The sequence below is a fragment of the Neorhizobium sp. 2083 genome (assembly GCF_031455615.1).
GTDB lineage: Bacteria > Pseudomonadota > Alphaproteobacteria > Rhizobiales > Rhizobiaceae > Neorhizobium.
In genome coordinates this window covers 1-24,131 of record NZ_JAVDTC010000003.1, presented here as the reverse complement: position 1 = coordinate 24,131, position 24,131 = coordinate 1, and the positions used below count along the sequence as shown (strand labels likewise).

Genomic DNA, 24,131 nt, shown 5'->3' with positions numbered 1-24,131 from the left:
TCTCGCCCCAAGCCTACAGGTAAATCAAATTCCAAAGGGAGGAATGGAAATGCAGTCAAATCGTCATGATCTATTGTCGATCAGCAGGCGCCAGTTGCTCGCGGCCGGAGGGGCCGCGGCTGCTTATGCGGCTCTTCGCCCATCCGGAGCCATGGCTGCGGGAGAAACGATACGCTTCGGGATTTTCGGTAACGCGGAGAAACTCGCCATACGCGGCAAGGCCATCGCTCGGTATGCGGAGCTCAACCCGCACTTGAAGATTGTTTACGAAGGTGTGCCGAGCGACAGCTGGCCGGATAAGATTGCCGCCATGGTGGCGGGCGGCAATGCGCCCGACGTGATTACGATGGGCTACGACGAGTTCGATCAATACGCCAAACGCGGCGCGATCGCGCCGCTTGAAGAGTACGTTCCTTCCGTTCTTCGCGCGAATTTGTTCGACGACGCCGTTCTGAGGCTCGGCTACAAGGGCGGCAAGCTGATGGGTGTGCCGATTGCCGTGAGTATCCAGGCCCTTTGCTACAACAAATCGGCCCTGGAACGTCTCAAGATGGGTACGCCTCCCGAAAAGATGAACTACAAGGAGTTCGCCAAGTTCTGCACCGAAATCCATAAGGCGAACGGAAAGCTGTACGGCAGCCACGACATGGCGTCCCGCGTCGAAGACTTCCAGATGTACCTCATTGCTCAGGGCAAGCAGATGTACAACGGGGAAATGCTCGGCGTCACGGCTGACGACGTAGCTGAATGGCTCGACATCTGGGACCAGATGCGGAAGACCGGTGCCGCTGTTCCTGCCGACGTGCAGGCACAATTCACTGGCAACGAATGGCCTAACTCGCCAATGGTTCGCGGTACCGCCGTCTTTGCCCGAATCTCATCACAGGATCTGGCAGGCGGCTATCAGGCCCTGACGAAGGATGAGCTCAACCTGATGACGCCCGTCTGGGTGAGCGATACCACGGGGCCGGGCTATTATCCGCGCCCGACAAGCTGCCTTTCGCTGAACGCTAAGAGCGCCAACAAGGCCGCGGCTGTGAAGCTGATCGACTGGTTCGTCAGCGATCCGGAATCCGCCAAGATACTCGGATTGGTCAGCGGTCCCCCCGCTTCTCGTCCGGCCCTGGAAACGGTTCTCGCGATCAAGGACCTAACGCCGGTCGATCAAAAGGTATTGAAATACAGTCAGGTCGCTCTCGCGAAGGCGAACAAGGAGCCGCAGACGCACCGCGCGCAACGCGCAATCAACGACCTGATGCGCCGGACGAACGAAAGCGTAGGTTTCGGTTCTTCCAATGTTAAGGACGCCGCACAGAGCTTCATTGCTCAGGCGACCGCAGTTCTCAAGCGAGCGTGACGCGATATCGACCTGGCTCCGTGTCCGCCAGGAGGCGGAGCCAGGTAAATGCTTTGCTTGCGTCGTGCCGATCCATCGGCGAATGAGGAGATAAAATGCTGAACGTGGCGGAAAGTAAGAACAGATGGTGGAGCCAGCCATTTTCTAACATCCAGACCAATATCCAGGAAATCGACGCGACGATGGACGTCGAGAAAACCCTCGATTTCATCGAAGCGCAGGGAGCCGATACCTGGCTTTTAAACGTGGGTGGCATAGAGTCGTTTTATCCGACAGATCTTCCTTTTCAGACAAGGGTCTCATTCCTCTCGGACCGGCCTTCTGGTGATTTGATCGGCGATGCCTGTGACGCTGCGAGCGGGCGCAATGTCCGAGTTCTCGCGAGAATGGATTTCTCGAAGGTCTCATCCCGCATCGCCGCCGAGCACCCTGAATGGCTCTTCGTATCGCCAAGCGGTAAGTATCAGATCTACAACACTCTTTATAGCACGTGTCCCTGTGGCGACTATTACCAGGATCGCTCGCTGGACATCATCGACGACGTTCTTGCCCGCTATCCGGTTAAGGGCTTCTTTATCAACTGGTTCAGGTTCTCCGAAGCCGACTACAGCCGCGTCTATCACGGCGTGTGCCATTGCAAGAAGTGCGAGACGGCATTCGCCTGTTTTGCTGAGGACGTCGCGCTTCCGGATGGCCCGCAACACCCCAATTACCCGATCTGGTTGCGTTTTGCGGCGAAGACCATTCAGGATCTGGTCGATAAGATCGCCAAGCACATCTCGGAAAAGTATGAGGATGTCGGCTTGATCATGAGCCGGGAGTCGCCCATCATCTACTACGAGGCCAATAACGCCTTCGGCCGCGAATTATGGCATCACGCGACATCCGAATCCGTCAGCGTTTACCGTACCGGTATGCCGGATTCGATGGTGATGGTGAACTCGACATGCTTCGTCGACATGCCCTACCGAATGGCGGGAGAACAACCGGAGCACTTCGCCCAGTATCTCCTTCAGGCGATCGCCAGGGGCGGAAATCCTTCGACCTACCTGATGGGAGCGCCGGGACGGATTCCTTACCCAAATCTGCCGATTGCCAGCAATATTCAACAGTTTTTCCAACGCAACCGGGAAATCTACAGTAGCTACATTCCCGGTTCACAGATAGCCGTTGTCAGGCCCGATCTGTTGCGAAAGGCCGATCCCGACTACGGTGACTCCGTGTCGGAATATCGCGGGATCTACACGTCTCTGAAGGAGAAGCATATTCCATTCGACGTGATCGGGGCGGAATTGATCGCGCGGATTGCGCGGTCCGGCAATCTCGCCCGATACGACGTTCTGATATTGCCGGATATTCACGACGTCGGACCCGCCGCCGCGTCATGTCTTGACGACTTCGTCCGAGCCGGAGGGCATATCGTCTTGACCGGAAATGCCGGTGTGACGAGAGATGGAGAGGTCGAAATGACTACCTCTCCGGCCGTCATGCGCGCCGACGGACCGAAATCAGGACTGTCGCTCTGGGCTACCTATGTCGCGGAAGCGGCTCAGCAGAAGACACGGGAGTTTATCTACGAAGGACACATCGTGCCCGTTTACGGCAGCTATGCGCGTTACGTGTGGAAGCCGCAGGCGACATCGATTGGCCGCGTGCTGCCTCAAGCTCCTTATGGGCCGCCGGAAAAATGCTACGGACATGTCAGCAGCGAGGACCCGGGCGCCGTTCGTTTGTCGAGTGACAAAGGTTCGGTGGTCCAGTTCCCATGGGCGGTCGGCCGCACATACCACGAGTTCGGAACCGGATCGGTCAGGGATTATTTTCTCCGCACGGTTGGAGACATCATCGACCCAGACATCTCCGCCGAATTGCCGGAGCAAGTAGAGATGATCGTCGGCCGCGCCACAACCGGCACAGTCATCCACGTCATCAATCAATCCGGCGCGCGGCGGAAATCGTTCGGGCCACACATCCCGATTTCCGGCGGCAAAATCAGGGTGCGCAATGGAGTGGGCAGCCCTGTTCTGCTGAATTCGGGACAGAGCGTGAAGACCGTGGTCGACGGTGAGCACCTTGTGATCGAGCTGCCTCCGTTGGAGTTGTTCGAGGCGGTCTATCTACCCAAAGCCCGGTCTTAATTCAGCGCTTCATATTCAGGATAAACCATGGCAAATCTCGAAATCAAGAATGCGGAAAAGTATTACGGCAGCTTCCACGCATTGAAGGACATCAACATCGCGATCGAAGACGGTGAGTTTGTCGTTCTCGTCGGGCCATCCGGATGCGGGAAGTCTACGCTCCTCAGAATGATTGCCGGCCTCGAGGAGATTAGTGACGGCGATCTCTACATCGGCGGGCGCGTCGTCAGCGACCTTCCCGCAAAGGCCCGAGACATTGCTATGGTTTTCCAGAACTATGCGCTCTATCCGCATATGACCGTTGAGAAAAACATGGGGTTTTCTCTGAAGCTGCGGAAGATGTCGAAGGCCGATATCGACGTTCGCATTCGCCACGCGGCCGATATCCTCGGCTTGACGGCGCTGCTTGGGCGATATCCAAGGCAGCTTTCTGGCGGTCAACGTCAACGCGTCGCGATGGGACGAGCAATCGTCAGAAACCCGGCGGTTTTTCTGTTTGACGAGCCGCTGTCCAACCTCGACGCGAAGCTTCGTGTCCAGATGCGCGGGGAAATCAAGCAACTTCACCAGCGGCTCAAAACGACAACGGTCTATGTGACCCACGATCAAATCGAGGCGATGACCATGGCAGACCGCATCGTCGTGCTACGCGACGGCGTCGTCGAGCAGGTGGGTACCCCGCTCGAGCTTTACGACAATCCGGCCAATCAGTTCGTTGCAGGGTTCATGGGAAGCCCGGCGATGAACTTCATTCCCGGCACGTTCACGAATGAAGGTTTCCGCACGGGTGACGGGATTTTGCTTCCCTCCACCCGCCATGCCGAGAATACGACAACCTACGGGGTGCGCCCGGAACACCTCAAGATCGATCCCACAGGCGTTCCGTTCAACGTTTCGATCGTGGAGCCCATGGGGTCGGAGACCCAGGTGATGGGCAAGGTTGGGTCTAACGACGTGACCGCGCTCTTCCGGGAGCGCGTCCGCATCGCGCCGGGCGAGACGATCACAATTTCGCCGATTGCAGCCAACGTGCACCTCTTCAACGCTTCCGGCGTCCGCCACGCCTGAAGCCGGTCGGACCGGAGACATGTGAGCAAAGGCGCTCGCCACTGAGAGAGGTTGTCAAAAATAGGATGCGCCGACCGCCGAGGAGGATTGTCGGGAGGCGCCTAAAGCAGATCGCGATTTATGAGATTCATGATTCTCAAATCATAGGATGTGTGATTCCATTGGCGTTGAAGGGAGAGCACGATGGGCAAATCACATCCGATTGCGTTGCGTAGTCGTGTTATTGCGTATGTCGAAGAGGGTCACGGTCATCGGGAGGCGGCTCGCCATTTCCGGGTGTCTCCGCGTTTCGTGAACACCCTGGTGATCCTGAAGCGAGAGACTGGCTCGCTTGCGCCACGGCGGCAAGGCCATGTCGGTGGCGGCAAGCTGAATGCGCATGGCGACTGGGTGCGCGCACGGTTGGCCGAGAACGGCGAATTGACGCTGGACGAGTTGTGCGTCGAGCTGGCCGGACGCGGCGTCATCGTGCATCGCTCCAATGTCGGCCGTCTTCTCCATTGGCTCGGGCTGAGCCATAAAAAAAAGCCTGCGGGCAAGCGAGCATCGGCGTCCGGAGATCGCACGGGCGCGTGAACTGTGGATCGGCCGGCGTCGGCGGTTCTTCAACAAGGCCTTGGCGCGGCTGATCTTTATCGATGAGACATCGACTAATACGAAGCTGACCAAGCGCTCGGGGTGGTCATCGAAAGGTCGGCGCTACCGTAACCACGCCCCCCTTCGGTTCATGGAAATCCCAAACCTTCATCGCCGGGTTGCGATCGCATGACATGGTCGCGCCGTGGATTGTCAACGCCCCGATAAACGGCCGCATCTTCGAGACGTGTATCGAAACGCAGCTCCGCCCCGACGCTGTCGCCAGGCGACGTCGTCATTCTCGACAATGTCGGATTTCACAAGAGCGAACGGGCCGAAGAACTGGTCAAGGCGCGCGGCGCCTGGCTCCTGTTCCTGCCGCCCTATTCACCCGATCTCAATCCGATCGAAATGGCCTTCTCCAAGCTGAAGACACTTCTGCGAAAGCGCGCCGCCCGCAGCTTCGACGCCATTGCCCAAGCCCTCGGCGACATCTGCAACCTCTTCTCCGTCACAGAATGCCGCAACTACTTCAAGGCTGGCGGATATGAGGCTGATTAAACGCGATTTGCTTTAGCGGGCAGTTTCGCGGCAACGGAGAATGAGCTCTGCGCCGCGAAAAGCCCGGCAAAAGGAGCCTTTCTGCTGGTGATCAATCCCCCGCTCCTCTCAAAATTCTACGAGGACGATATGGAGGTGTGGATCTCGCACCACCTGGAAGCCGCCGGCGGCGCCGTTGGTCGATATCCCGGTATGAACGCGTCATTGACCGAAACGGAGCGAAAGACTGACGGCCTCCCTGTTCCAGACGGCCTGCTTCGGGAGTTTGAAAAGATCGGATCGAAATGCGGCGTTCCATTCGACCTGATACCAATCAATACGAAGACAGACACAGGTACGATATGAGCGGCGGCGATCTGATGATCGCCGCGGCTCCATGAAAAATCAACAAAGCTGCGATTTGCCGCGGTCAGTGAGTTTCGAACTCCCCGGCGGATGGTGACGAAGCCAGCAGTGATTTTGTATATTCGTGCTGCGGGTTGCTGAAGATTTCTTCGGTCGATCCAGCCTCGACAAACTGTCCGCGGTTCATCACCGCAACCTTGTGGGCAACAAGCCGAACAAGCGGAAGATCGTGGGAGATGAAGATGTAAGCCAGTCCACGGCGCTCTTGCAGGCTCATCAATACCTTGATCACCTGCGCTTGAACGGAGACATCCAAGGCGGAGACCGGCTCGTCGAGGATCAAAATTTTCGGCTCGAGTGCGAGTGCGCGTGCAATCGCGACACGCTGGCGTTGGCCACCAGACATCTGATTTGGATAGTAGCTTATAAAGTGTTTTGGCAAGTTTACTTCCGCCAAAAGCGCTTCGATCCTTTCACGCCTCGCAGATTTCTCAACCACGCCAGGATGGACCTCCCATGGCTCCGAGATTAACTGCGCAACATTGCGACGGGGATGCAGCGAAGCGTAGGGATCTTGGAAAACCATCTGCAAAAATCGACGCTGCCGCTGCATCTCGGCATGCGTGAGCGTCAACAGGTCTTTGCCCTGGTAGAGGACCGCACCACTGTCGGCCTCAACCAGCCTTAGGAGAGTTCTGGCCAACGTCGACTTTCCGGAGCCTGATTCTCCCACGACCGCCAGACATTCGCCGGGCTGAAGAGAAAAGCTGATATCGTCAACCGCCACGATTGAACCTGGCTTCCCACCTCGCCCCCCAAACGTCTTCCGCAGGCTTTGAACGTCCAGGAGCGGAGCGACTTTGCTCAACTCAACATTGGTCATCCCGTAACTCCTAATTGGTCACAACAATTGATGGGCTGGAATGGCCGGGGGCCTCGCCGCCAGAGGAAGCGTCCGTAACGAAAGCTTCCGGGATTGGCTCCAGATCGCGCCACGAGCGAACCCGGGCGGGGTGCGCCGCGAGGAGGGCTTTCGTATAGGGATGTTTCGGAAAACGGAAAACTTCCTCAGTTGGACCTTCTTCCACGATCTGCCCAGCATACATAACGACAATTCGCGTTGAGACCATTCTGGCGACCGCAAGATCGTGTGTCACGAAAATGAGACCCATGCCCGTTTCTGATTGAAGGGTCTTAATCAAGCGGAGGATGCCCGCTTGCACGGTTACATCGAGTGCTGTCGTCGGCTCATCCGCTATGAGGATTTTAGGCTTCATGCCTATGGCCATCGCGATGCAGATACGCTGACGCATGCCTCCTGAAAACTGATGCGGGTAGTTGTGATAACGTTCGGCAGCCCGCCTTATCCCCACTTGCTCCATTATCTCAATAGCGCGCGCCTTGGATGCCGAATGCGACATCCCTAACCGGACCATGAAGATTTCGCTCAACTGCGAGCCAATCGAATAGACCGGGTTCAAACCGTCAAGTGCGTCTTGAAACACCATGCCGATGCCTAGGCCCCGGATATCGCGCAGATCTTTTTCGGGTTTGCCGACGATTTCAGTACCGCCGAATTTGATACTGCCACGGACGATGCCAGGTGCGTCTACCAGCCCTAGGAGGGATCTGCCCAGGACGGTTTTGCCCGAGCCACTCGCGCCAACGACTGCGATCGCATCACCCATGTCCATTGCGAGATTGACGCCGCGTACGGCATCTACCTTTCCGAAACCGCTCTCGAATGTGATTTTAAGGTCGGAGATCTCAAGAAGCTTACTCATGCTTTCACAATCTCCTTCTTCTTTTTCGCCCGGAAGAACAGAGTGCTTTGTGCAGGATCCTCAACAGCTCTCAGCCAGTTGGACAGGATGTTTGCCGCCAGCGCGGTCAGCACGATCACGATACCGGGGAATACGGCGACGAACCAGGCTGACTTCAGGTAGGCTCGGCCGTCAGCGACCATCATACCCCAATCAACGTCGGGGCGCTGCAAACCGATACCCAAAAACGTCAGGCTTGCCGCGGACAGTATCACTGCTGAGACTTCAAGCATGGCCAGTGTGCGAATGGTCGGGAATACCAATGGTGCGATGTCGCGAGTGATGATCCGCCAATTCGATGCACCGATTGCCTTCGATACCTCCACGAACATGCGTTCCCGCACTTCCATTGTTTGAGTGCGGCTTGTTCGCAGATAAACGGGAATGCGGGTTATCCCAAGCACGATAATGAGGTTGAAGACACTAGGCTGCAGGATGAAAAGCACTACGAGCGCCATCAGCAGCGACGGAACAGTGTGGATAATGTCAGCGAGTCGCAGCAGGATATTGTCGACCCAACCACCAAAATAACCGGAGATCACCCCGATCGTGTAGCCGATTGCCCCAGAAATGCTGACTGCAAAGATCGCAATCAATACGGACGTACGCGCACCGACAATCAACTGTAGCATGATCGGACGGCCAAGGCTGTCCGCCCCAAGAAAAAACGCAAAACCTTTATCCAGTCGGAACGGCGCGTAGAACCTCATGGCGATCGTTTGATGATTTGCTTGATCAACAACCAACGGCGCAACGACAAACGCCAGGATGACAACGAATATCAACCAGCATGCCGAAGCCACGGCCAGGGGCGAAGAAGTAAACATCTGCCACTTAGGAGAAGCTCTCCAACGGCTGATTCTGGTATTAGCGATAGTGGAGGTGGACTGCACGACGGTTCTCCGCTCAATTCAGTCTGATACGCGGATCGACAATCGAGCAAATGATGTCGATAAGCAGGTTCAATAGGATAATCGACACGCCAACAACGACGACGCTCGCCTCGAGCACCGGATAGTCGCGATTGAGAATTGCGCCAACGATCAATCGCCCGATCCCTGGGAAGGCAAACACGACACTGACGATAACAGCACCGTTGACCATCCCTGCCGCGATATCGCCGGCGACAGAAATGATTGGAAGAGCCGCGTTTCTGAGGGCATGCCTGTATACTACACGTCGAGCGCTGAAGCCCCTTGCCCGAGCGTTGCGAACATAACCTGACGAGAGAACGTCGATCATTGCGCCACGGACAACCTGGGTCAGAACCCCGATGGGTCCGATGCTGACGGTCGCGACCGGAAGAACCCACGAGAGCCAGCTATTGCTACCAGACGTCGGCAGGACCCGAAGCTGCACTGCAAAGATCAAGATGCCAACAAGGGCAAACCAGAAATGCGGCATGCTGCTCGTCATCAGTGAGAGAATAGTGATCGTCCGGTCAACGGTCCTGAAACGGTAAACAGCAGCAAGCGAGCCGAGTAGAAGAGCGACCAAAACTGAAATGGTCATTGCGATTGACGCCAGAAGGAGCGTCATCGGCATTTCGCTGAGCGCGGCTTCCATCGCCGGCCGCTGTTGCCAGATAGAAGTCCCGAAGTCACCCTGTGCAACGTTCAGGAGGAAAATGCCGAACTGCTGCACCAAGGGCTTATCAAGGCCGTAGGCTTTGTTGAATGCCTCGATCTGCGCCGGTTCAGCACCCTCCGGAAAAAAAAGATCGATCGGAGAGCCCGTCAGCCGCGACATGAAGAACACCACCACGACCACGCCGAGCAGTGTGATGAACCCGGACAGCAGCCGCCGGCCAAGATAAGTATGCATGATTTACTCCTCCAATGCAGGAGCCTCGCGGCTCCTGCAAAGTCAATTTAAGGCTAGTCCTTCAGGCGCACATCGGCGATCCTGATTTCCAGTCCGGAAAGCGGATTGGCCTTGTATTCGACCCCTTCTGCAAGCATGATCAACCGGATTTGCTCTGCAAGTCCAATAAATCCTGCTTCCTTGTAGAGGATCTCCGACGCCTTACGATAGAGTTCCGCACGCTTGTCGCCGGCCGCAACTTCAGCCTCCGCGATGAGTTTATCGATTTCGGGATTGCAGATTGCCGAGTTGATGCCCTTGCAGGTGATGTACTTCGGGAAGCTGAAACTTGCGTCGCCTGAAGTGTTGTCATGTGAAATCATCTGAAGCGTTGCCGGCTGCTCTGGCGGGAACGGCTGACGAAGGAATTCGCGCCAGGCCGTGTTTTCCATGCTTCTGATATTCACTTTCAGACCGACTTCTTTCAGGTTTTGAGCGATTGCCTGAACCAGTTCGCCGCCATCGGGAAGAATGTCAGGCCGCGTAATGATATCAATCGGGGTCTCGACAGGGTGACCATCAGCCTTGGCAGCTGCGATCAATTCCTTTGCCTTCGCAGGGTTGTATTTCATCGCGGATTTGGCGTCATAATCAGGAAGGTATGCGTTCACCTGAGGTCCGAGCATCTGATAGTAAGGCGCTCCAGTGACGCCCAAAATCGCAGGTACGATCGTGTCGCGGTCCACCGCATATGACAGAGCCTGCCTCACGCGAGGATCCTTGAAGGGTTCCTTGAACGTCATCGGGCGCATAACGAAGATGCGATTGTCTTTGAAAGTCACGGTCCGGCCGTCATCGGTGGCGTCCTGCGCCTGAATGCTCAGTGCGATCTGTGCTTCGCCGGTTTCCACCATGCTGGCGCGGACGGTTGCCTCTTTGCGAACGATATAGGTTACGTCCTTGATCTGAGGCGCAGCCCCCCAGTACCCGTCAAACCGGGTCAATTTGACGGAATCACCCTGTTTTCTGCTTACAAATTTATAAGGACCGGTACCAACGGGATTGAGGACTTTCGCTGCCTTCGTTTGGCTTGCAAGGTCACCTATATCAACATACGAAAGTCGCAGCGGTAGGATTGGATCAACAACCGTGGTTATGACCTTAAGCGTCAGGTCGTCAACTGCTTCTGCCTTAACGGGATCCGGTATCTGACCGCTGTTAAGGCAAGCGAGCCCCGCATAGCTCGGTCCGCCTTGCGTGCGCATAATGTTGGCTGCTGCAGCGGCAGCATTGAAATCCGTGCCGTCGTGGAATTTCACACCTTTTTTGAGTTTGAATTCCCATTCTTTATCGCTCACCTGCTTCCAGGAATCGGCGAGAAGCGGTTCAATTTTACCGCTTACCGGGCTAACATGGGTGAGTGATTCAAAAATGTTGCCTCGAACGACGTTCGCATTTTGAGCCGGCTGCGTATCGCATGGATCAAGTGAATCCAACTCAACCGCAAGCACAACCGTTATGGCTTTGTTCGACGTTGCCGCGGATGCCGGCACTGCCGTCATCATTGTGGCCAAACCAGCCATGCCGATCATCGACGAAATAATTCCGCGCTTCATTACATCCTCCCTTGAGTTGCGGAGCCACCAAAGTGGCCATGATATGGGGCCTGCGTTTCACGCCTTCGGAGTGAAGACATCTTTCTGCGAAAGAGCATTCAAAAGCGGACGACCTTCGCGATATCGAGAAATGTTGTCCAAGATCATATTGATGGAGCGCCGCCGCTTATCCGGCAGGCCTGGTGTCATGTGCGGCGTCAAGAGAACGTTCGTTTGATCCCACAAGGGAGAATCGGCTGGCAGCGGCTCTTTTGTGAAGACATCAAGACCTGCGCCTGCGATCTCTCCGCTCTCTAGTGCTGCTATTAGCGCAAGCTCGTCGATAACGGGACCGCGCGCCATGTTGATGATGTACGAAGAACTCTTCATCTTCGCGAACTGAGCAGCAGAAAACATGTGATAAGTCACGTCAGTCAGCTGCGTTGCCAGCATGATAACGTCGGACTGCTCAATGAGCTGGTCAATCGAGTCTCCACGCTCCGAGCACAACATCATGTCGACGTTAGCGGGCTCCTCGATGACACTCCTATTGTATGCGATGACCCGCATTTGAAAGGCCTTGCCGAGTGCTGCCATCTCAATACCAGTCTGGCCGTACCCAACAATCCCCAGCGTTTTTCCTGCAAGGCCCAGTTTATTTTCATAGCCTGGAATCGCACGCCACGCGTGCTCGGCTTGCTTCGCGATGAGTTGCTTCGCGTCGTAGGTGAGAGCAAGCGCGAAATAGAACGCATGCTGGGCTAGCGCTGCAGCTGACCTGCCAGCGGACCCCGTAACAATCAGGCCTTTTTCGAAAACCTCCGGCCGAGCCGATTTTGTAAGACCCGAGTGATCACAGTGGACCCACTTTAACTTCGGAGCCAAAATGAACCGCTCATCCAAATCGCCTGCGATGATCGCCACGTCCGCGTCCCGAAGAGCTACGGAAATGGCGTCCGCGTCAGTAGCCGCGCAATGCGTGAAACGAGCCGGCGCGACCGCCGCGCTAAGCTCCGCCAATTCCTCGGAGTTATAAGGAACAGTCGCGAGGACAGACTGCATCTCCCGGCCCTTCAACGCGTTCACTTCGGCCACCGATTGATTCATTCCGCTCACCTCCAAGCATGCATAAGCAAGACCGCGCAGGTCCCAACATCTCGACCTTACCTGTTGAACAAAAAAATGCAAGTAAAAACAAGTTGAAATTGTGGATTGTCGCTCTAAGAGACTGTTTTCAATGAATTTTCGTGAAAACGGTCGCTATGGCTTAAACCGCAGCGTCAACAAATCCGGATAAGCTTCCATGCTTGTCTTGCTGAAAAGCACGAGCCGGTCCTGCTGACCAACTCGTGCTTGGCACAAATGATGGGCGTATCGACGATTGGCGCCATCGAAGAGGCGCCTTGTTGTGCTCAGGTCTCGGGCTTTGTCAGCCGAAGGCGAGCCTGACGCTGCAGGCGTGTCTGGAAATAGACGCATTCCGCAGCAGTGTCTTCCTCATAAGCGCGACCGTCGTCTGCGGGCATATCGCCGACGTTTCGTCTGCTTGGATATTTGACTACCTCGTCTTCGACGAGTTCCACGCCAAGACCCGGCGCACTGGGAACTTGAAGATAGCCACCAACAGCCTTGAGGACGGGGGTGACGACCTCATAGCGCCCAGGCCAGTCGATCTCCACTCTTTCAAGCATGAGTGCATTTGGTATCGTTGCCATCACATGAAGGGCTGCAAATTCGGCGACCGGCCCAAGAGATCCCGAATGCGGCGCTACGCTGATATAATGCGCTTCCGCCATAGCAGCGATCTTACGCATCTGCGTGATCCCACCGGCGCGACCCGTGTCCGGCTGAATTACGTCCACCAACTCACGCTCTATGTACGGTCGCGATCCCCATATGTTGCTTACGCGCTCACCAGCGGCCAGGGGGATACTGACAGAGTCGCGAACCCTTTGAAGAGCATCAAGGTTTTCAGGTGCGACCGGATCCTCCAAGAACAACAGGCCCAGCGGCTCCAACTCACGGCCCACCGTTATAGCGTCCTGTGCCGTCATCCATGACGGTCCATGAGCATCAACCATGAGGTCAACTTTAGGGCCGACAGCTTCGCGTACCGCCGCAACCTTGTCAAATTCCACTGCGCCGGTGAAACCGACTTTCACAGCGCTGTATCCTCGATCGAGAAGCTCCCGAGCCCGATCTGGCGTTTTCGCGTGTCCATAGACCCGGATCTTGTCCCGAAAGCGGCCGCCGAGAAGATTCCAGATCGGCTGCCCCAGAGCTTTGCCCTTTATATCCCAGAGGGCCATCTCGATTCCGGTCAAAGCTCCGCCACCAACGGTTCCAAGCATACCGTGACCCATTGAGCCGACAAAAAGTCGGTGCCAAAGCCGATCGATGTCCCGAGGATCTTCCCCGATCAGGATATTGCGGTAATCAAGAACCGCAGTCTCGACAACTCGAGGCCAACCAGAGCACTCACCTAATCCCGAAATACCTTCATCTGTTTCGATCTTCACGAACAGCCAATTCCGCGAACCACGAAAATCCGCCTCCCCAGCAACGCCAGTCGGCGATGCGCCGGGAAGGCCGGGTCGTGCCCCGACCTGCATCAGGTAAGTTTTCACATCGGTGATCTTCATGGGATATCCTTTTCAGCCGTCGAGACGTTGTGGGGAAGCCGGCGCATTCCACGACCCGGTGCGCTTCAGAACCTTTAGCATGGCGGGAGCGGCACTGAACGTGGACCGAGAGTCCGGCCGCGCTGATTTTGTAGGTCCCGAAGGGTGCACGCCTAATCTCCCCTCTGCAGCTCGTAGTACAGCTATTGACAGGAGTCAACAGGATTAGGCATATTGGCGGCGAAGGCGGCGCAACTGAACAAATTTGAGCCGTTGAAGTTGTGAAGGTTTGTTGAATGTCGTATATCTTTGCCATAGCGACAAGCGAGGTTGCCTAAGATTCCGATCCCGCTGAAGTAACAAAGCACGAGCAAGACCCATCGCGTCTGGGTAGGGTTAAGGTGGAACATATGAACGATATCGGCGTGCAATATCCCGCAAGGGACGGGACTGCGCCAGACAGGCTCAGCGACGTTGTTTATGATGGGATCGTAAGCCTGATTGCCCGGGGCGACCTCATCATAAACAGTCGGTTGCCGTCGGAAACAGATCTCTCGTCACGCTTCGCAGTGTCTCGAACGGTCGTACGCGAGGCCCTAGGCCGCTTGCGCGAGGACGGGGTGATTGTATCCCGGCAAGGTTCGGGGTCCTATGTGACCCGGCAACCAGATATGGCAGTCCTCCGCTTTTCACAGGTCGGGTCACTTGCAGACGTTCAACGTTGTTTCGAATTTAGGGCGGGTCATGAGGCGGCCGCGGCTTCCTTGGCAGCGGAAAGATGGCAAGACGAAGACCTTCAACGGCTAAAGGATTCGCTGGAGCTGTTAGAGAAATGCCTCAAGAACGGTACGGTTGGCATTGAGGAAGACAGGCGGTTCCATGAGGCAGTAGCTCAGGCTACCCGAAATCAGTACTATATTTCGATTCAAATATCGATGGCGTCGCATATTGCGACGGGAATGAACATCACCCGTCAGTTAAGTCTTATGCGAACCCCTGAGCGTCTCCGCGCGGTTCAGCTTGAGCACGACGCAATTTTCGAGGCTATTCGACAGCGAGACCGAATTGCTGCTGGCGCAGCAATGGAGCGCCATATCCTAAACGCGCGCGAGAGAATGTTCGAAGGGGTCTAGTTGATGTCGTTTAAGGAAAGATACGCAGCTGATGCAGATCCTGCATCAGAACGCGAGAGCATGATTGGCTACTGCGACAAAGTTGTCGCCATTTTCGGCGGCTCCGGTAGGGTCGGGAAAAAACTAAGAACTGCTCTGCAGGGAAAAATAAGATCCGTACGCATTCTTGATCTCGTAGCCCCCGGTGACGCTTGCGCCAATGAGACTTGGTCTTCCGTGGACATTTGTGATTTCAGTTCGACCTTAGATGCCCTGAAGGGTGTTGACGCAATTGTTCACCTCGCTGGGTTTCCAGGCGAACGACCCATAGAGGACATTGTTCGGGTCAATGTTCTGGGCACGCACAACATATATGAAGCGGCCCGGAAGCTCGGGATTTCGAGAGTTGTTCTTGGGTCAAGCAACCATGTGACGGGCTTCTTCACGCGTGATCAGCGGGTATCACCTGACGGCCCCATGCGGCCCGACAGCTTATATGGGTTAGGCAAATGCTGGAACGAATTGGAAGCAGGTCTCTACTTTCAAAAATACGGGATCGAAAGCTTTATAATTCGTATTGCGAACGCAACAATGGAACCTGGGGACAGCAGAAGTGACGAGCGGAGCCGCGCCACGTGGCTTAGCGCCCGCGACTTAGCTCAATTGGTCATGATAGGGCTGGAAAGTCCTCACGTCGACTGCACGACGGTGTACGGGGTGTCGCAAAGTCCTTTCTCTTGGTGGGATAACACCCTGGCATTCAAGCTTGGTTACTATCCTTTGGATCGAGGAGTGGATCACACGCCATCGGTCTCGACCACCCCTTCAAATGTGGAAAACCGCCATATCGCCGATCACTTTCAGGGCGGACGGTTTTGCGCGATTGATCACGACGGCGTCGTTAGGACGCGTCGGTCGGTCTCTGATTAGTGCTTCCTATCCGCGCTTCATGTCGGGCTCCGGAAGTTAGCCGGCACGATGTTCACCTCTTCAGCAATCAGTAGGACGGCGGGTTTGCTAACTATCCGGAGCGGGCTCTTTGAAGCCTCATTTAATGTGAAGGCCGGCGGGCGTATGTCACAACTGGCGCATGAGGTCTATGGTCACGTCCTGGTCCCAATGAGCGATGACCCTTTCGACAAGCAGGACTGGCCTAGAGCTGGCGCTTTTCCTCTCTTTCCATATCACGGACGCCTGAAAAGGGCCGAGCTCGTAACCGAGGACCAGTTGTTCCAGCTTCGAGGGAATCCTTACCGCAACGGCGATGCGATGCATGGTCCGGCGCAAAGGCGGCCATGGACGATTGCCAACCATTCCGCGAGTGTTCTGTCTATGAGCCTTGAGTACGAAGCGGACGAGGATTGGCCCTATAGCTTTAGAGCTGTTCAGCATTTCTCTATCAGTGATCAGCGCTTGGATGTTACGCTCAGCCTCTTGAACAGATCTGCACGGCCCTCCCCCGCCGGCATGGGCTGGCATCCCTATTTTGCTGTAGGGTCCGGCGTTGAGCTGTTCTGTGATGCCCATGAGTCTTGGAGCCTTCCGACACCAGGTTCGAAAGACGATCCAACCTTGACTCTATTACAGAGCGCCTCTTTCGGAATTGACCCGCAGGCCAAACACCTTTCAAAGTGGTCGCGTGCGTCATTCGCAATTCCCACCGGATGCGTCTCACTCCTCAGAACGTCCGCCCTCGAGTATCTCGTTCTCCACCGTACTGAAGCGTATCTATGTCTGGAGCCCGTATCTCATCTCAGCGGAGCGCTATCGCTGCCCTCCCATCTCCGGACTTCCGCCGGTATCATGGAGTTGGCCCCAGGCGAGATGATGGTTGGAGGAGTTTCTATTTGTGTCGGGCGCCAACCTTCCTCGAATAACATCAACGAATTTCAGTGATTGCAAAGGCGACAGCTATGACGACAGATATTGTGAGGGCCGATAGCAGTCGCCCCTTCCCCTCCACTCCGCGCATTGTATCCGTGCGAGTGGTACCGGTGGCCGGGCAAGATAGCATGCTGCTCAATCTCAGCGGTGCGCACGGACCGTTCTTCACCCGCAACCTGGCAATCGTTGAAGACGATTCCGGCCATACCGGAGTCGGCGAGGTGCCCGGCGGCGAGGTGATCCGCAAGACGATTGAGGACGCCGCACCGTTGCTGATCGGCCAGGCGATCGGCGGCTATAATGGTCTGCTCGACAAGGTGCGCAAAACCTTCAGCGACCGCGACAGCGGCGGCCGGGGACTGCAGACCTTCGATCTGCGCACCACCATCCATGTGGTGACCGCGCTTGAATCCGCCCTGCTGGACCTTCTCGGCCAGCATCTGGGCGTACCGGTCGCGGCCCTTCTCGGCGACGGCCAGCAGCGCGATCGGGTCGAAATGCTCGGATACCTGTTTTATGTCGGCGACCGCCGCAAGACGGACTTGTCCTATCGCGATGGCAAAGCCGAAACCGACGACTGGCTGCGGCTGCGCGACGAGGAGGCACTGACACCCGAAGCGGTCGTCCGGCTCGCGGAAGCGGCCCATGAACGATACGGTTTCCGCGATTTCAAGCTGAAGGGCGGCGTGTTTCGCGGCGAGGAGGAAATCGAGGCAGTCACCGCCATTGCCCGCAGGTTTCCGGAGGCGCGCGTAACGCTGGACCCGAATGGTGCATGGTCGCTTGAAGAAGCGATCCGCCTCTGCAAGGGGCGCGGCGATGTGCTTGCTTATGCGGAAGATCCATGCGGCGCCGAACAGGGTTATTCCGGCCGCGAGATTATGGCCGAGTTCCGTCGCGCCACCGGTTTGCCGACCGCGACCAACATGGTGGCTACGGACTGGCGTCAGCTTTCCCATGCCATCCAGTTGCAATCCGTGGATATTCCGCTGGCAGACCCACATTTCTGGACCATGCAGGGGTCAGTCCGCGTGGCTCAGATCTGCCAGAATTTCGGCATGACCTGGGGTTCGCATTCCAACAACCATTTCGACGTGTCGCTGGCTATGTTCACCCATGTGGGCGCCGCCGCACCCGGCCGGGTCACGGCGCTCGATACGCACTGGATCTGGCAGGACGGCCAGCGACTGACCCGCGAGCCGCTGAAGATCGAAGACGGCCATATCGCCGTGCCCGACAAGCCGGGCCTCGGTGTCGAACTGGACATGGACGAGGTCGAAAAGGCCCATCAACTCTATCTGAAACACGGGCTCGGCGCCCGCGACGATGCAATTGCCATGCAATACCTGATCAACGACTGGCGGTTCGACAACAAGAGGCCATGTTTGCTCAGGAGCTGAGCCTTGAGACGAGGCCGATCATTCACCATCACTGCCAGGGTTGAATTCTTTCGAAAGCCGCCGCACCTGGCTTCCGCTTATCCTGAGGAGTTTAGCCCCCCGCTCAACGCCGAGCGCACCTGTGCCAAACTGCCGGAGAACGTAGTTCCGGTGTAACTGTGATCGTGATAGGATTTTGATTGGATCAGACGCATCTTTAAGAGGTTCTGTGGCAACTGCAATTTTGCAGGTGCGCTTTGGTAACTTCTGCTCACGCAGCCAGAACTCCGACGAAGGCAGTTTCTCCGCCATAGGAAATCTCGAAACGTGAGACCTGTTGTTTCAGAGTGTCGGCTTCCTGTGCAAGGGTCGCGGCAGATGCTGTCGTCTCCTCCACCATTGCAGCGTTTTGCTGTGTAACGAGATCCAATGCAGCCATCGAAGAATTTATGGCCGAAAGTTTCGCGGACTGGTCTGTAGCCGCATCCGACAAGGCGGCGATATTTGCGTTGACGGTTGCGATTTTGCGTTCGATTTCCGTCAGGTGCGCCCCCGTTTTGATGACCAGGGCAACTCCGTTCGCGATATCGTTGGTAGAGGTGTTGATTAGACCACTTATGCTCTTGGCCGCATCCGACGATCGCTGGGCCAGATCTCGGACCTCCTGTGCAACCACCGCAAAGCCTTTGCCCGCCTCTCCCGCTCGCGCAGCTTCAACGCCTGCATTCAACGCGAGCAGATTTGTCTGGAAAGCGATCTGGTCGATGACGTCTATGATCTGTATTATTTTAGAGGACGACATTTCCATCCGTTCCATGGCAATCATCGCCTCGCCAACGACGACCGCAGACTGCCGGGCGCTAAAATGCGTTTCCTCAGTAATATTCACTGTGGTTTCACAGAGGCGTAGTAATCCATGTACAAGTGAGTTGATCTCCGACACAGACGCTGCGACCTCTTCCAACGTCGCAGCCTGTCGTTCCGTCCGATAAGCCAGATCCTCTGAAGCGTCACCGAGGTCAACGGATCCCGCATGCATTGTATCCGCGCTCCTTGCTAACGTCTGGATAGTCGCTTCGAGCTGCTCAACCGATGTATTGAAATCCCCTCGAAGATTGTCGAGAGACCCCTCGAACGGCGTCAGCAGGCGTACATTCAGTTTTCCCTCTGCAAGATGTTGCAATCCTGTCGCCAGTGCGGACATAGCATGTTGGATCTCTTGAGCGGATTTTGACCTCTCCTGCTCATTTCGAAGGCGATCGGCCTCGATTTCCATCGTGATCTCTTTTGAGCGCTCGGCCATCTGGGCTTTCTCGATTGCGCTTTGCCTGAAAGCTTCCAAGGCATGCGCCATACTGCCTATTTCATCCTTTCTGTTCAATTCCGGGATGAGAAAGTTTCTTTCGCCGCTGTTCAGGAGGGCCATGAGACGGGATAGAGAAATCAATGGCTTAGTGAACTTGGATGATGCGACGAACCCCACGGTTCCTGCCATCGCCAGCACGACGAGCGTCGCGAGAAATGCCCAGAGAGCGAGCTGGTTGGCCGAAGCCAACATTTTGCTTTCGTTCTGTCCAACAACAAGAAGCAGTGTTTCACCGAAAAGGTTTACCGGACGATAAGAATAAAACATGCGGTGCTGATCGTCTGTCGTGATAAGCGACCCGGATGTTCCAGCCTGGGCGGCGGACTGTAGTTTAATGGAGACAGTCCGGCCGCTGCCTTGTCCTGCCCGGATTTTTCCATCGGAGGACAACAGAAAGGCTTCGTCGACAGAAGCCCCAAGCGTCTCAGGGCTCAAAAATGACTCAAGCTTCTCAGCGGCGATACGGATCATCACGGTGCCACGCCGCTCGCTCCTGCCATAGACGGAAACCGTCAGTGGTTTAGCGACAAAAGCAGATACTGCGCTATCCTCCCAACTCCCCGTTATAAATCCTGAGCGCGCGATGTTGTTGCTGGCTTGTCCATCGACGGCTGCATAGAATCCTCTCACTCGATCATTTATAGGTTCTGAAAGATTGGTATTAAATTCGTCTCCCTTGGTAACGGTGTAGACAATCAAACCTTCACGATCGATGATATATATGTCGTTGATATCGGCGTTTCGCCTCGACGTAGAAAGCACGTTATGAATGCCGCTGTACCGGACTGAGTAGATCAGCTTTTGGTCTGCTCCGTCATAGGCCGCGCGCTCTTCGACTGATTTCGACTTGTCCTTAAATGCTTTTGCGATCGCGTCGGTGTAAGGCGTCAGAAAGGACGCAGCGTTGTTCGCCATCTCACCTATGGCCGTGTTCTGGCTCACTTCTCCCAGTGTTTGCTCAACACGAGTTCCATAAGCGTTAAGGGCCTTTGATTGTGCGCTCGCCAATGCCTCAAATCGTAGCTTGCTAGCTTCTATAAGCCCACGCTTGCCGATCTCATAGCTCGAAACACTGACTGCTACACTCGATAATAGGGTGCAGCCAATGACGATGAGCGCAAACTTAAGCCTGACAGAGGGAAGCAGTCCTGCAAAATTGCCCGACCTCAAGTTTGAAAACGACATCGTTTAACCCCCGACATGTCGAAATATGTATCTTCTGGCGTGAACGTCATCGTAATCTGTTAAATTTAGGTTTCAAACTAGCTCTGATAGGAGTTTTTGCATTTATATGTCGAAATATGTTCCTACTTGTAATAATTTAAGACGCGGCTATGGTCGTTGCCTTAGCGACCTGGTTGGGCGAGGAGTTCGGAAGCAGGTTGCGTCGATCGGCAAGGAGGAGGCCGCCTATGAGCAAAAATTCAAAATTCCACGTGACGCGTCGTGCATTTCTGGCCGGTACGAGTGGAGCCGTAGCTTTTTCGTTGGTCAGTAAAGGCGCTTTCGCCGCGTCTGCGAAAGAGGCGCCTCAATTTGTCGCTCTCGTAAAGGATGGCAAGCTCCCGCCGCTTGCCGACCGGCTGCCGCAAAATCCCATGGTCGTGAAGCCTTGGGAAAAGATCGGCACGTATGGCGGCACGCTGCGGCGCGGCCTGCGCGGCTCGTCGGACCACAACGGCATCCTGCGCATGGTCGGTAATCAGGGTCTCGTACGATGGAATATGGAGTTTACTGCTGTACTTCCTAACCTGGCAGAAAAATGGGAGGTCAGTGATGACGCGAAGCAGTTCACCTTCCATCTGCTGAAGGGCGCGAAGTGGTCGGACGGTCATCCTTTCACGGCCGACGATGTCGTCTTTGCGATCGAGGACGTGGTAAAGAATAAGGAACTTTACAGCTCGCCTCCGGCGCAGATCCAGGTGGGCGGCAAGGCTGTCGTGGTCGAGAAGATCGACGATTACACCGTCAAGTTCACCTTCGCGGCGCCGAACGCGCTTTATCTGGAAAACCTGGCGACGCCGCTCGGCCAGCATCCGACGCTGTTTGCCAAGCACTACTGCAGCAAGTTCCTCCCGAAGTACAACGACAAGCTCGCCGACGATGTGAAGGCGGCCGGGGCAGCCAACTGGCCGGATCTCTTCCGCGCCAAATGCGGCGATATCGAAATTCCCTCGCGTTGGAGCAATACCGAGAAGCCGGTTCTCGATCCATGGGTGATCAAGGAGCCATACTCTGGCGGCGCGACCCGGGTCGTGATGGTCCGCAACCCTTACTTCTGGCAGGTTGATACGGAAGGCAATCAGCTCCCTTATATCGACGAGCTGAACTTTGCGATTTCTCAGGACGTTGAGTCGCTGATGCTCAACGTCATCTCGGGCAAGCTCGACATTCAGGAGCGTCACATCAATGTTCTGGCGAACAAGCCGACGCTATCGCAGAACATGAAAAAGGGCGACTACCGACTCATGACGCTGGAGCCTTCTTCAGCTCAGCAATGCCAAATTTATCTGAATATGACGCACAAAGATCCAGCTATGAGGAAGATCTTTGGTGACAAAACATTCCGCCAAGCTTTGTCGATGGGTATCAACCGCCAGGAAATCATCGATATCGTCTATTTCGGTCAAAGTCAGCCATATCAAACGGGACCGCGTCCAGGTCACCCATGGCACTATGAAAAGCTTTCGCGCCAGTTCACCGACTTTGCGCCCGAAAAAGCAAACTCGCTGCTTGATCAGATTGGCCTCACGAAGAAAAATGGAAACGGAATACGTTTGCGTCAGGACGGTCAACCGATCTTCTTCGCAGTTGATGTTATTCCCACACTCAACCCGGATCTGGTCGACGTGCTGGAACTGGTGAAGGCGCACTGGGCGAAGATCGGCGTGGACATGAAGGTCAACACGATGGAGCGCGCGCTCTATTATACGCGCGGCGACGACAACGCCCACGACGCACAGGTCTGGTCCGGAGCCGGCGGTCTCGATCCGATGCTCGATCCGCGCGACTATTTCGCTTTCCATCCTCAGGGGTCGCGTTACGCCATCCCGTGGACGCTGTGGTATACGTCCAACGGCGCCAAGGGCGAAGAGCCGCCGGAAAGCCAGAAGAAGCGCATGAAACTTTTCGATGAGGCACGTGCGACTGCAGATTTGGATGAACGCGGCAAGTATATGAAGCAGATCTTTGACCTGTGTGCCGATAGTTTCGAAACTATCGGAGTGTGCCTCGCGGTTGGAAGTTTTGGCATCATCCGCAACAACCTTCGGAACGTTCCGGAAAAGCAGCCGGACAGCTGGTCGTGGCCGAACCCCGGTCCGGCCCTGCCGCAGCAATTCACGTTTACGAGCTGATTTGCCTTGACCGTGCCGCCGTCCTGATCGGCGGCGGCACCCCTCCAGTCCCATTGCATGAGTGCTGAAGCGACCGCCATCGGCGTCGTGTCGGCATGCCGTGCAATCCGAATTGCGAGCTTTCCATGCTAAAATTCGTCGTTAAACGCCTGCTGTGGATGATCCCGTCTCTGTTTGCGGTGAGCTTCCTTGCATTCGTCCTCATCCAGCTTCCGCCCGGCGACTTCGTCACCACCTATATCGCCACGCTGGCCTCCTCCAACGAAGTCATCGACCAGAACACCGCAGCCCAGCTGCGCGAGCGTTTCGGCCTCGATCAGCCGATGATCGTTCAATACCTCAAATGGATCTGGGGTATCATCAGCCGCGGTGATTTCGGCATTTCGTTCGAATGGCAGCAGCCGGTTTCGGGCCTGATCTGGGAGCGCATGGCGCTGACCCTCGTGCTGGCGCTTGTGAGCCTGATCGCCACCTGGGCTCTGGCGCTGCCGATCGGCGTCTATTCCGCCGTGAAGAAGTATTCGATCGGCGACTACACCTTCACGGCCTTCACCTTCTTCGGCCTGTCCATCCCGCCCTTCCTCTTGGCGCTGGTGCTGATGTATGTGGCGGCGGTCGAATTCGGCGCGGATGTCGGCGGTCTCTTCTCTCCGGAATACGAGGCTGCCTCCTGGAGCCTCGCGAAGATGTACGACCTGCTGACGCATCTCTGGCTGCCGGTCGCGATCCTTGCGATCTCGTCCACCGCAAGCCTGATCCGCGTCATGCGCGCCAATATGCTCGACGAGCTGCCGAAGCCCTACGTGACGACGGCGCGCGCCAAAGGACTTTCCGAATTCCGGCTGCTGATCAAATATCCGCTGCGCATCGCGCTCAACCCGTTCATCTCGACGATTGCCTGGCTGCTGCCGAACCTGATCTCCGGCTCCGTCGTCGTCGCGATCGTCCTCAACCTGCCCACCGCCGCGCCGCTGCTCCTGCAGTCGCTGATGGCGCAGGACATGTATCTCGCCGGCGCCTTCGTGTTGTTGATCTGTGCGCTCACCCTGATTGGTTCGCTGATCAGCGACATCCTGCTTGCGCTGGTCGATCCGCGCATTCGGCTCGAATAGGAGGACACCCGATGGTCGATGTCTCCACCACCAAT

General features: G+C 56.0%; 20 protein-coding genes. 12 read left to right on the top strand and 8 right to left on the bottom strand.

Annotated elements, in window-relative coordinates:
* Positions 1 to 49: 49 nt before the first annotated feature.
* The 6 genes from J2X76_RS12900 (at position 50) to J2X76_RS12875 (ending at position 6,045) form a co-directional block, all read left to right on the top strand.
* On the top strand, positions 50 to 1,357 hold the full coding sequence (locus tag J2X76_RS12900; protein ID WP_310216631.1) for an ABC transporter substrate-binding protein: 1,308 nt from the start codon (positions 50 to 52) through the stop codon (positions 1,355 to 1,357).
* Between the two features lie 95 nt (positions 1,358 to 1,452).
* Complete coding sequence (locus J2X76_RS12895; protein ID WP_310216628.1) at positions 1,453 to 3,495, top strand: beta-galactosidase trimerization domain-containing protein; 2,043 nt, start codon at positions 1,453 to 1,455, stop codon at positions 3,493 to 3,495.
* 27 nt (positions 3,496 to 3,522) lie between these two features.
* Positions 3,523 to 4,563 carry a sn-glycerol-3-phosphate ABC transporter ATP-binding protein UgpC gene (locus J2X76_RS12890; protein ID WP_310216625.1) on the top strand — a complete coding sequence of 347 codons (1,041 nt, stop codon included), beginning with the start codon at positions 3,523 to 3,525 and terminating at the stop codon, positions 4,561 to 4,563.
* A gap of 183 nt (positions 4,564 to 4,746) precedes the next feature.
* Positions 4,747 to 5,139 (top strand): transposase, encoded by a 393-nt coding sequence (locus tag J2X76_RS12885; protein WP_310216623.1) that lies wholly within the window; start codon positions 4,747 to 4,749, stop codon positions 5,137 to 5,139.
* Positions 5,140 to 5,415: 276 nt separating this feature from the next.
* Entirely contained in the window at positions 5,416 to 5,700 is a 285-nt protein-coding gene (locus J2X76_RS12880; protein WP_310218010.1) for a transposase, read from the top strand.
* An 87-nt stretch (positions 5,701 to 5,787) separates the two neighbouring features.
* Positions 5,788 to 6,045, top strand: a complete 258-nt coding sequence (locus J2X76_RS12875) for a hypothetical protein (RefSeq protein WP_310216620.1) — start codon at positions 5,788 to 5,790, stop codon at positions 6,043 to 6,045.
* Positions 6,046 to 6,109: 64 nt separating this feature from the next.
* Here J2X76_RS12875 and J2X76_RS12870 read toward each other — a convergent pair whose 3' ends face one another.
* The 7 genes from J2X76_RS12870 to J2X76_RS12840 all read right to left on the bottom strand — a co-directional run bounded on the left by J2X76_RS12870 (position 6,110) and on the right by J2X76_RS12840 (position 13,908).
* A complete protein-coding gene (locus tag J2X76_RS12870) occupies positions 6,110 to 6,928 on the bottom strand; it encodes an ATP-binding cassette domain-containing protein (protein ID WP_310216618.1) in 819 nt (272 codons plus the stop codon).
* Between the two features lie 10 nt (positions 6,929 to 6,938).
* Positions 6,939 to 7,829: an ABC transporter ATP-binding protein gene (locus J2X76_RS12865; RefSeq protein ID WP_113284252.1), complete on the bottom strand. Its 891-nt coding sequence runs from the start codon at positions 7,827 to 7,829 to the stop codon at positions 6,939 to 6,941.
* The gene (locus tag J2X76_RS12860; protein WP_310216612.1) at positions 7,826 to 8,761 is read right to left on the bottom strand and encodes an ABC transporter permease; all 936 of its coding nucleotides are present in this window, start codon (positions 8,759 to 8,761) and stop codon (positions 7,826 to 7,828) included. The genes J2X76_RS12865 and J2X76_RS12860 overlap by 4 nt, the downstream gene beginning before the upstream one ends.
* A 13-nt stretch (positions 8,762 to 8,774) precedes the next feature.
* Positions 8,775 to 9,692, bottom strand: a complete 918-nt coding sequence (locus tag J2X76_RS12855) for an ABC transporter permease (RefSeq protein WP_310216610.1) — start codon at positions 9,690 to 9,692, stop codon at positions 8,775 to 8,777.
* Positions 9,693 to 9,745: 53 nt separating this feature from the next.
* Positions 9,746 to 11,287 (bottom strand): ABC transporter substrate-binding protein, encoded by a 1,542-nt coding sequence (locus J2X76_RS12850; RefSeq protein WP_310216608.1) that lies wholly within the window; start codon positions 11,285 to 11,287, stop codon positions 9,746 to 9,748.
* A 57-nt stretch (positions 11,288 to 11,344) separates the two neighbouring features.
* A complete protein-coding gene (locus J2X76_RS12845; RefSeq protein ID WP_310216605.1) occupies positions 11,345 to 12,373 on the bottom strand; it encodes a D-2-hydroxyacid dehydrogenase in 1,029 nt (342 codons plus the stop codon).
* Between the two features lie 305 nt (positions 12,374 to 12,678).
* The gene (locus tag J2X76_RS12840; protein ID WP_310216603.1) at positions 12,679 to 13,908 is read right to left on the bottom strand and encodes a mandelate racemase/muconate lactonizing enzyme family protein; all 1,230 of its coding nucleotides are present in this window, start codon (positions 13,906 to 13,908) and stop codon (positions 12,679 to 12,681) included.
* A gap of 389 nt (positions 13,909 to 14,297) precedes the next feature.
* On the opposite strand from J2X76_RS12840, the gene J2X76_RS12835 reads away from it, so the two are divergent.
* The 4 genes from J2X76_RS12835 to gudD are packed head-to-tail and all read left to right on the top strand — an operon-like array spanning position 14,298 to position 18,283.
* A complete protein-coding gene (locus tag J2X76_RS12835; protein WP_310216600.1) occupies positions 14,298 to 15,020 on the top strand; it encodes a FadR/GntR family transcriptional regulator in 723 nt (240 codons plus the stop codon).
* Positions 15,021 to 15,023: 3 nt separating this feature from the next.
* The gene (locus tag J2X76_RS12830) at positions 15,024 to 15,929 is read left to right on the top strand and encodes an NAD-dependent epimerase/dehydratase family protein (protein WP_405030029.1); all 906 of its coding nucleotides are present in this window, start codon (positions 15,024 to 15,026) and stop codon (positions 15,927 to 15,929) included.
* Positions 15,930 to 15,977: 48 nt separating this feature from the next.
* Positions 15,978 to 16,895 (top strand): hypothetical protein, encoded by a 918-nt coding sequence (locus tag J2X76_RS31620; RefSeq protein ID WP_405030028.1) that lies wholly within the window; start codon positions 15,978 to 15,980, stop codon positions 16,893 to 16,895.
* Positions 16,896 to 16,912: 17 nt separating this feature from the next.
* Positions 16,913 to 18,283 (top strand): glucarate dehydratase, encoded by a 1,371-nt coding sequence (gene gudD, locus J2X76_RS12825; protein WP_310216597.1) that lies wholly within the window; start codon positions 16,913 to 16,915, stop codon positions 18,281 to 18,283.
* Between the two features lie 250 nt (positions 18,284 to 18,533).
* Here gudD and J2X76_RS12820 read toward each other — a convergent pair whose 3' ends face one another.
* Positions 18,534 to 20,813: a methyl-accepting chemotaxis protein gene (locus J2X76_RS12820; protein ID WP_310216595.1), complete on the bottom strand. Its 2,280-nt coding sequence runs from the start codon at positions 20,811 to 20,813 to the stop codon at positions 18,534 to 18,536.
* 227 nt (positions 20,814 to 21,040) lie between these two features.
* On the opposite strand from J2X76_RS12820, the gene J2X76_RS12815 reads away from it, so the two are divergent.
* Positions 21,041 to 22,984, top strand: coding sequence for an ABC transporter substrate-binding protein (locus J2X76_RS12815; protein ID WP_310216593.1), 1,944 nt, complete (start codon positions 21,041 to 21,043; stop codon positions 22,982 to 22,984).
* Positions 22,985 to 23,109: 125 nt separating this feature from the next.
* Positions 23,110 to 24,096 (top strand): ABC transporter permease, encoded by a 987-nt coding sequence (locus J2X76_RS12810; protein WP_310216591.1) that lies wholly within the window; start codon positions 23,110 to 23,112, stop codon positions 24,094 to 24,096.
* The last annotated feature ends 35 nt before the right edge of the window (positions 24,097 to 24,131 follow it).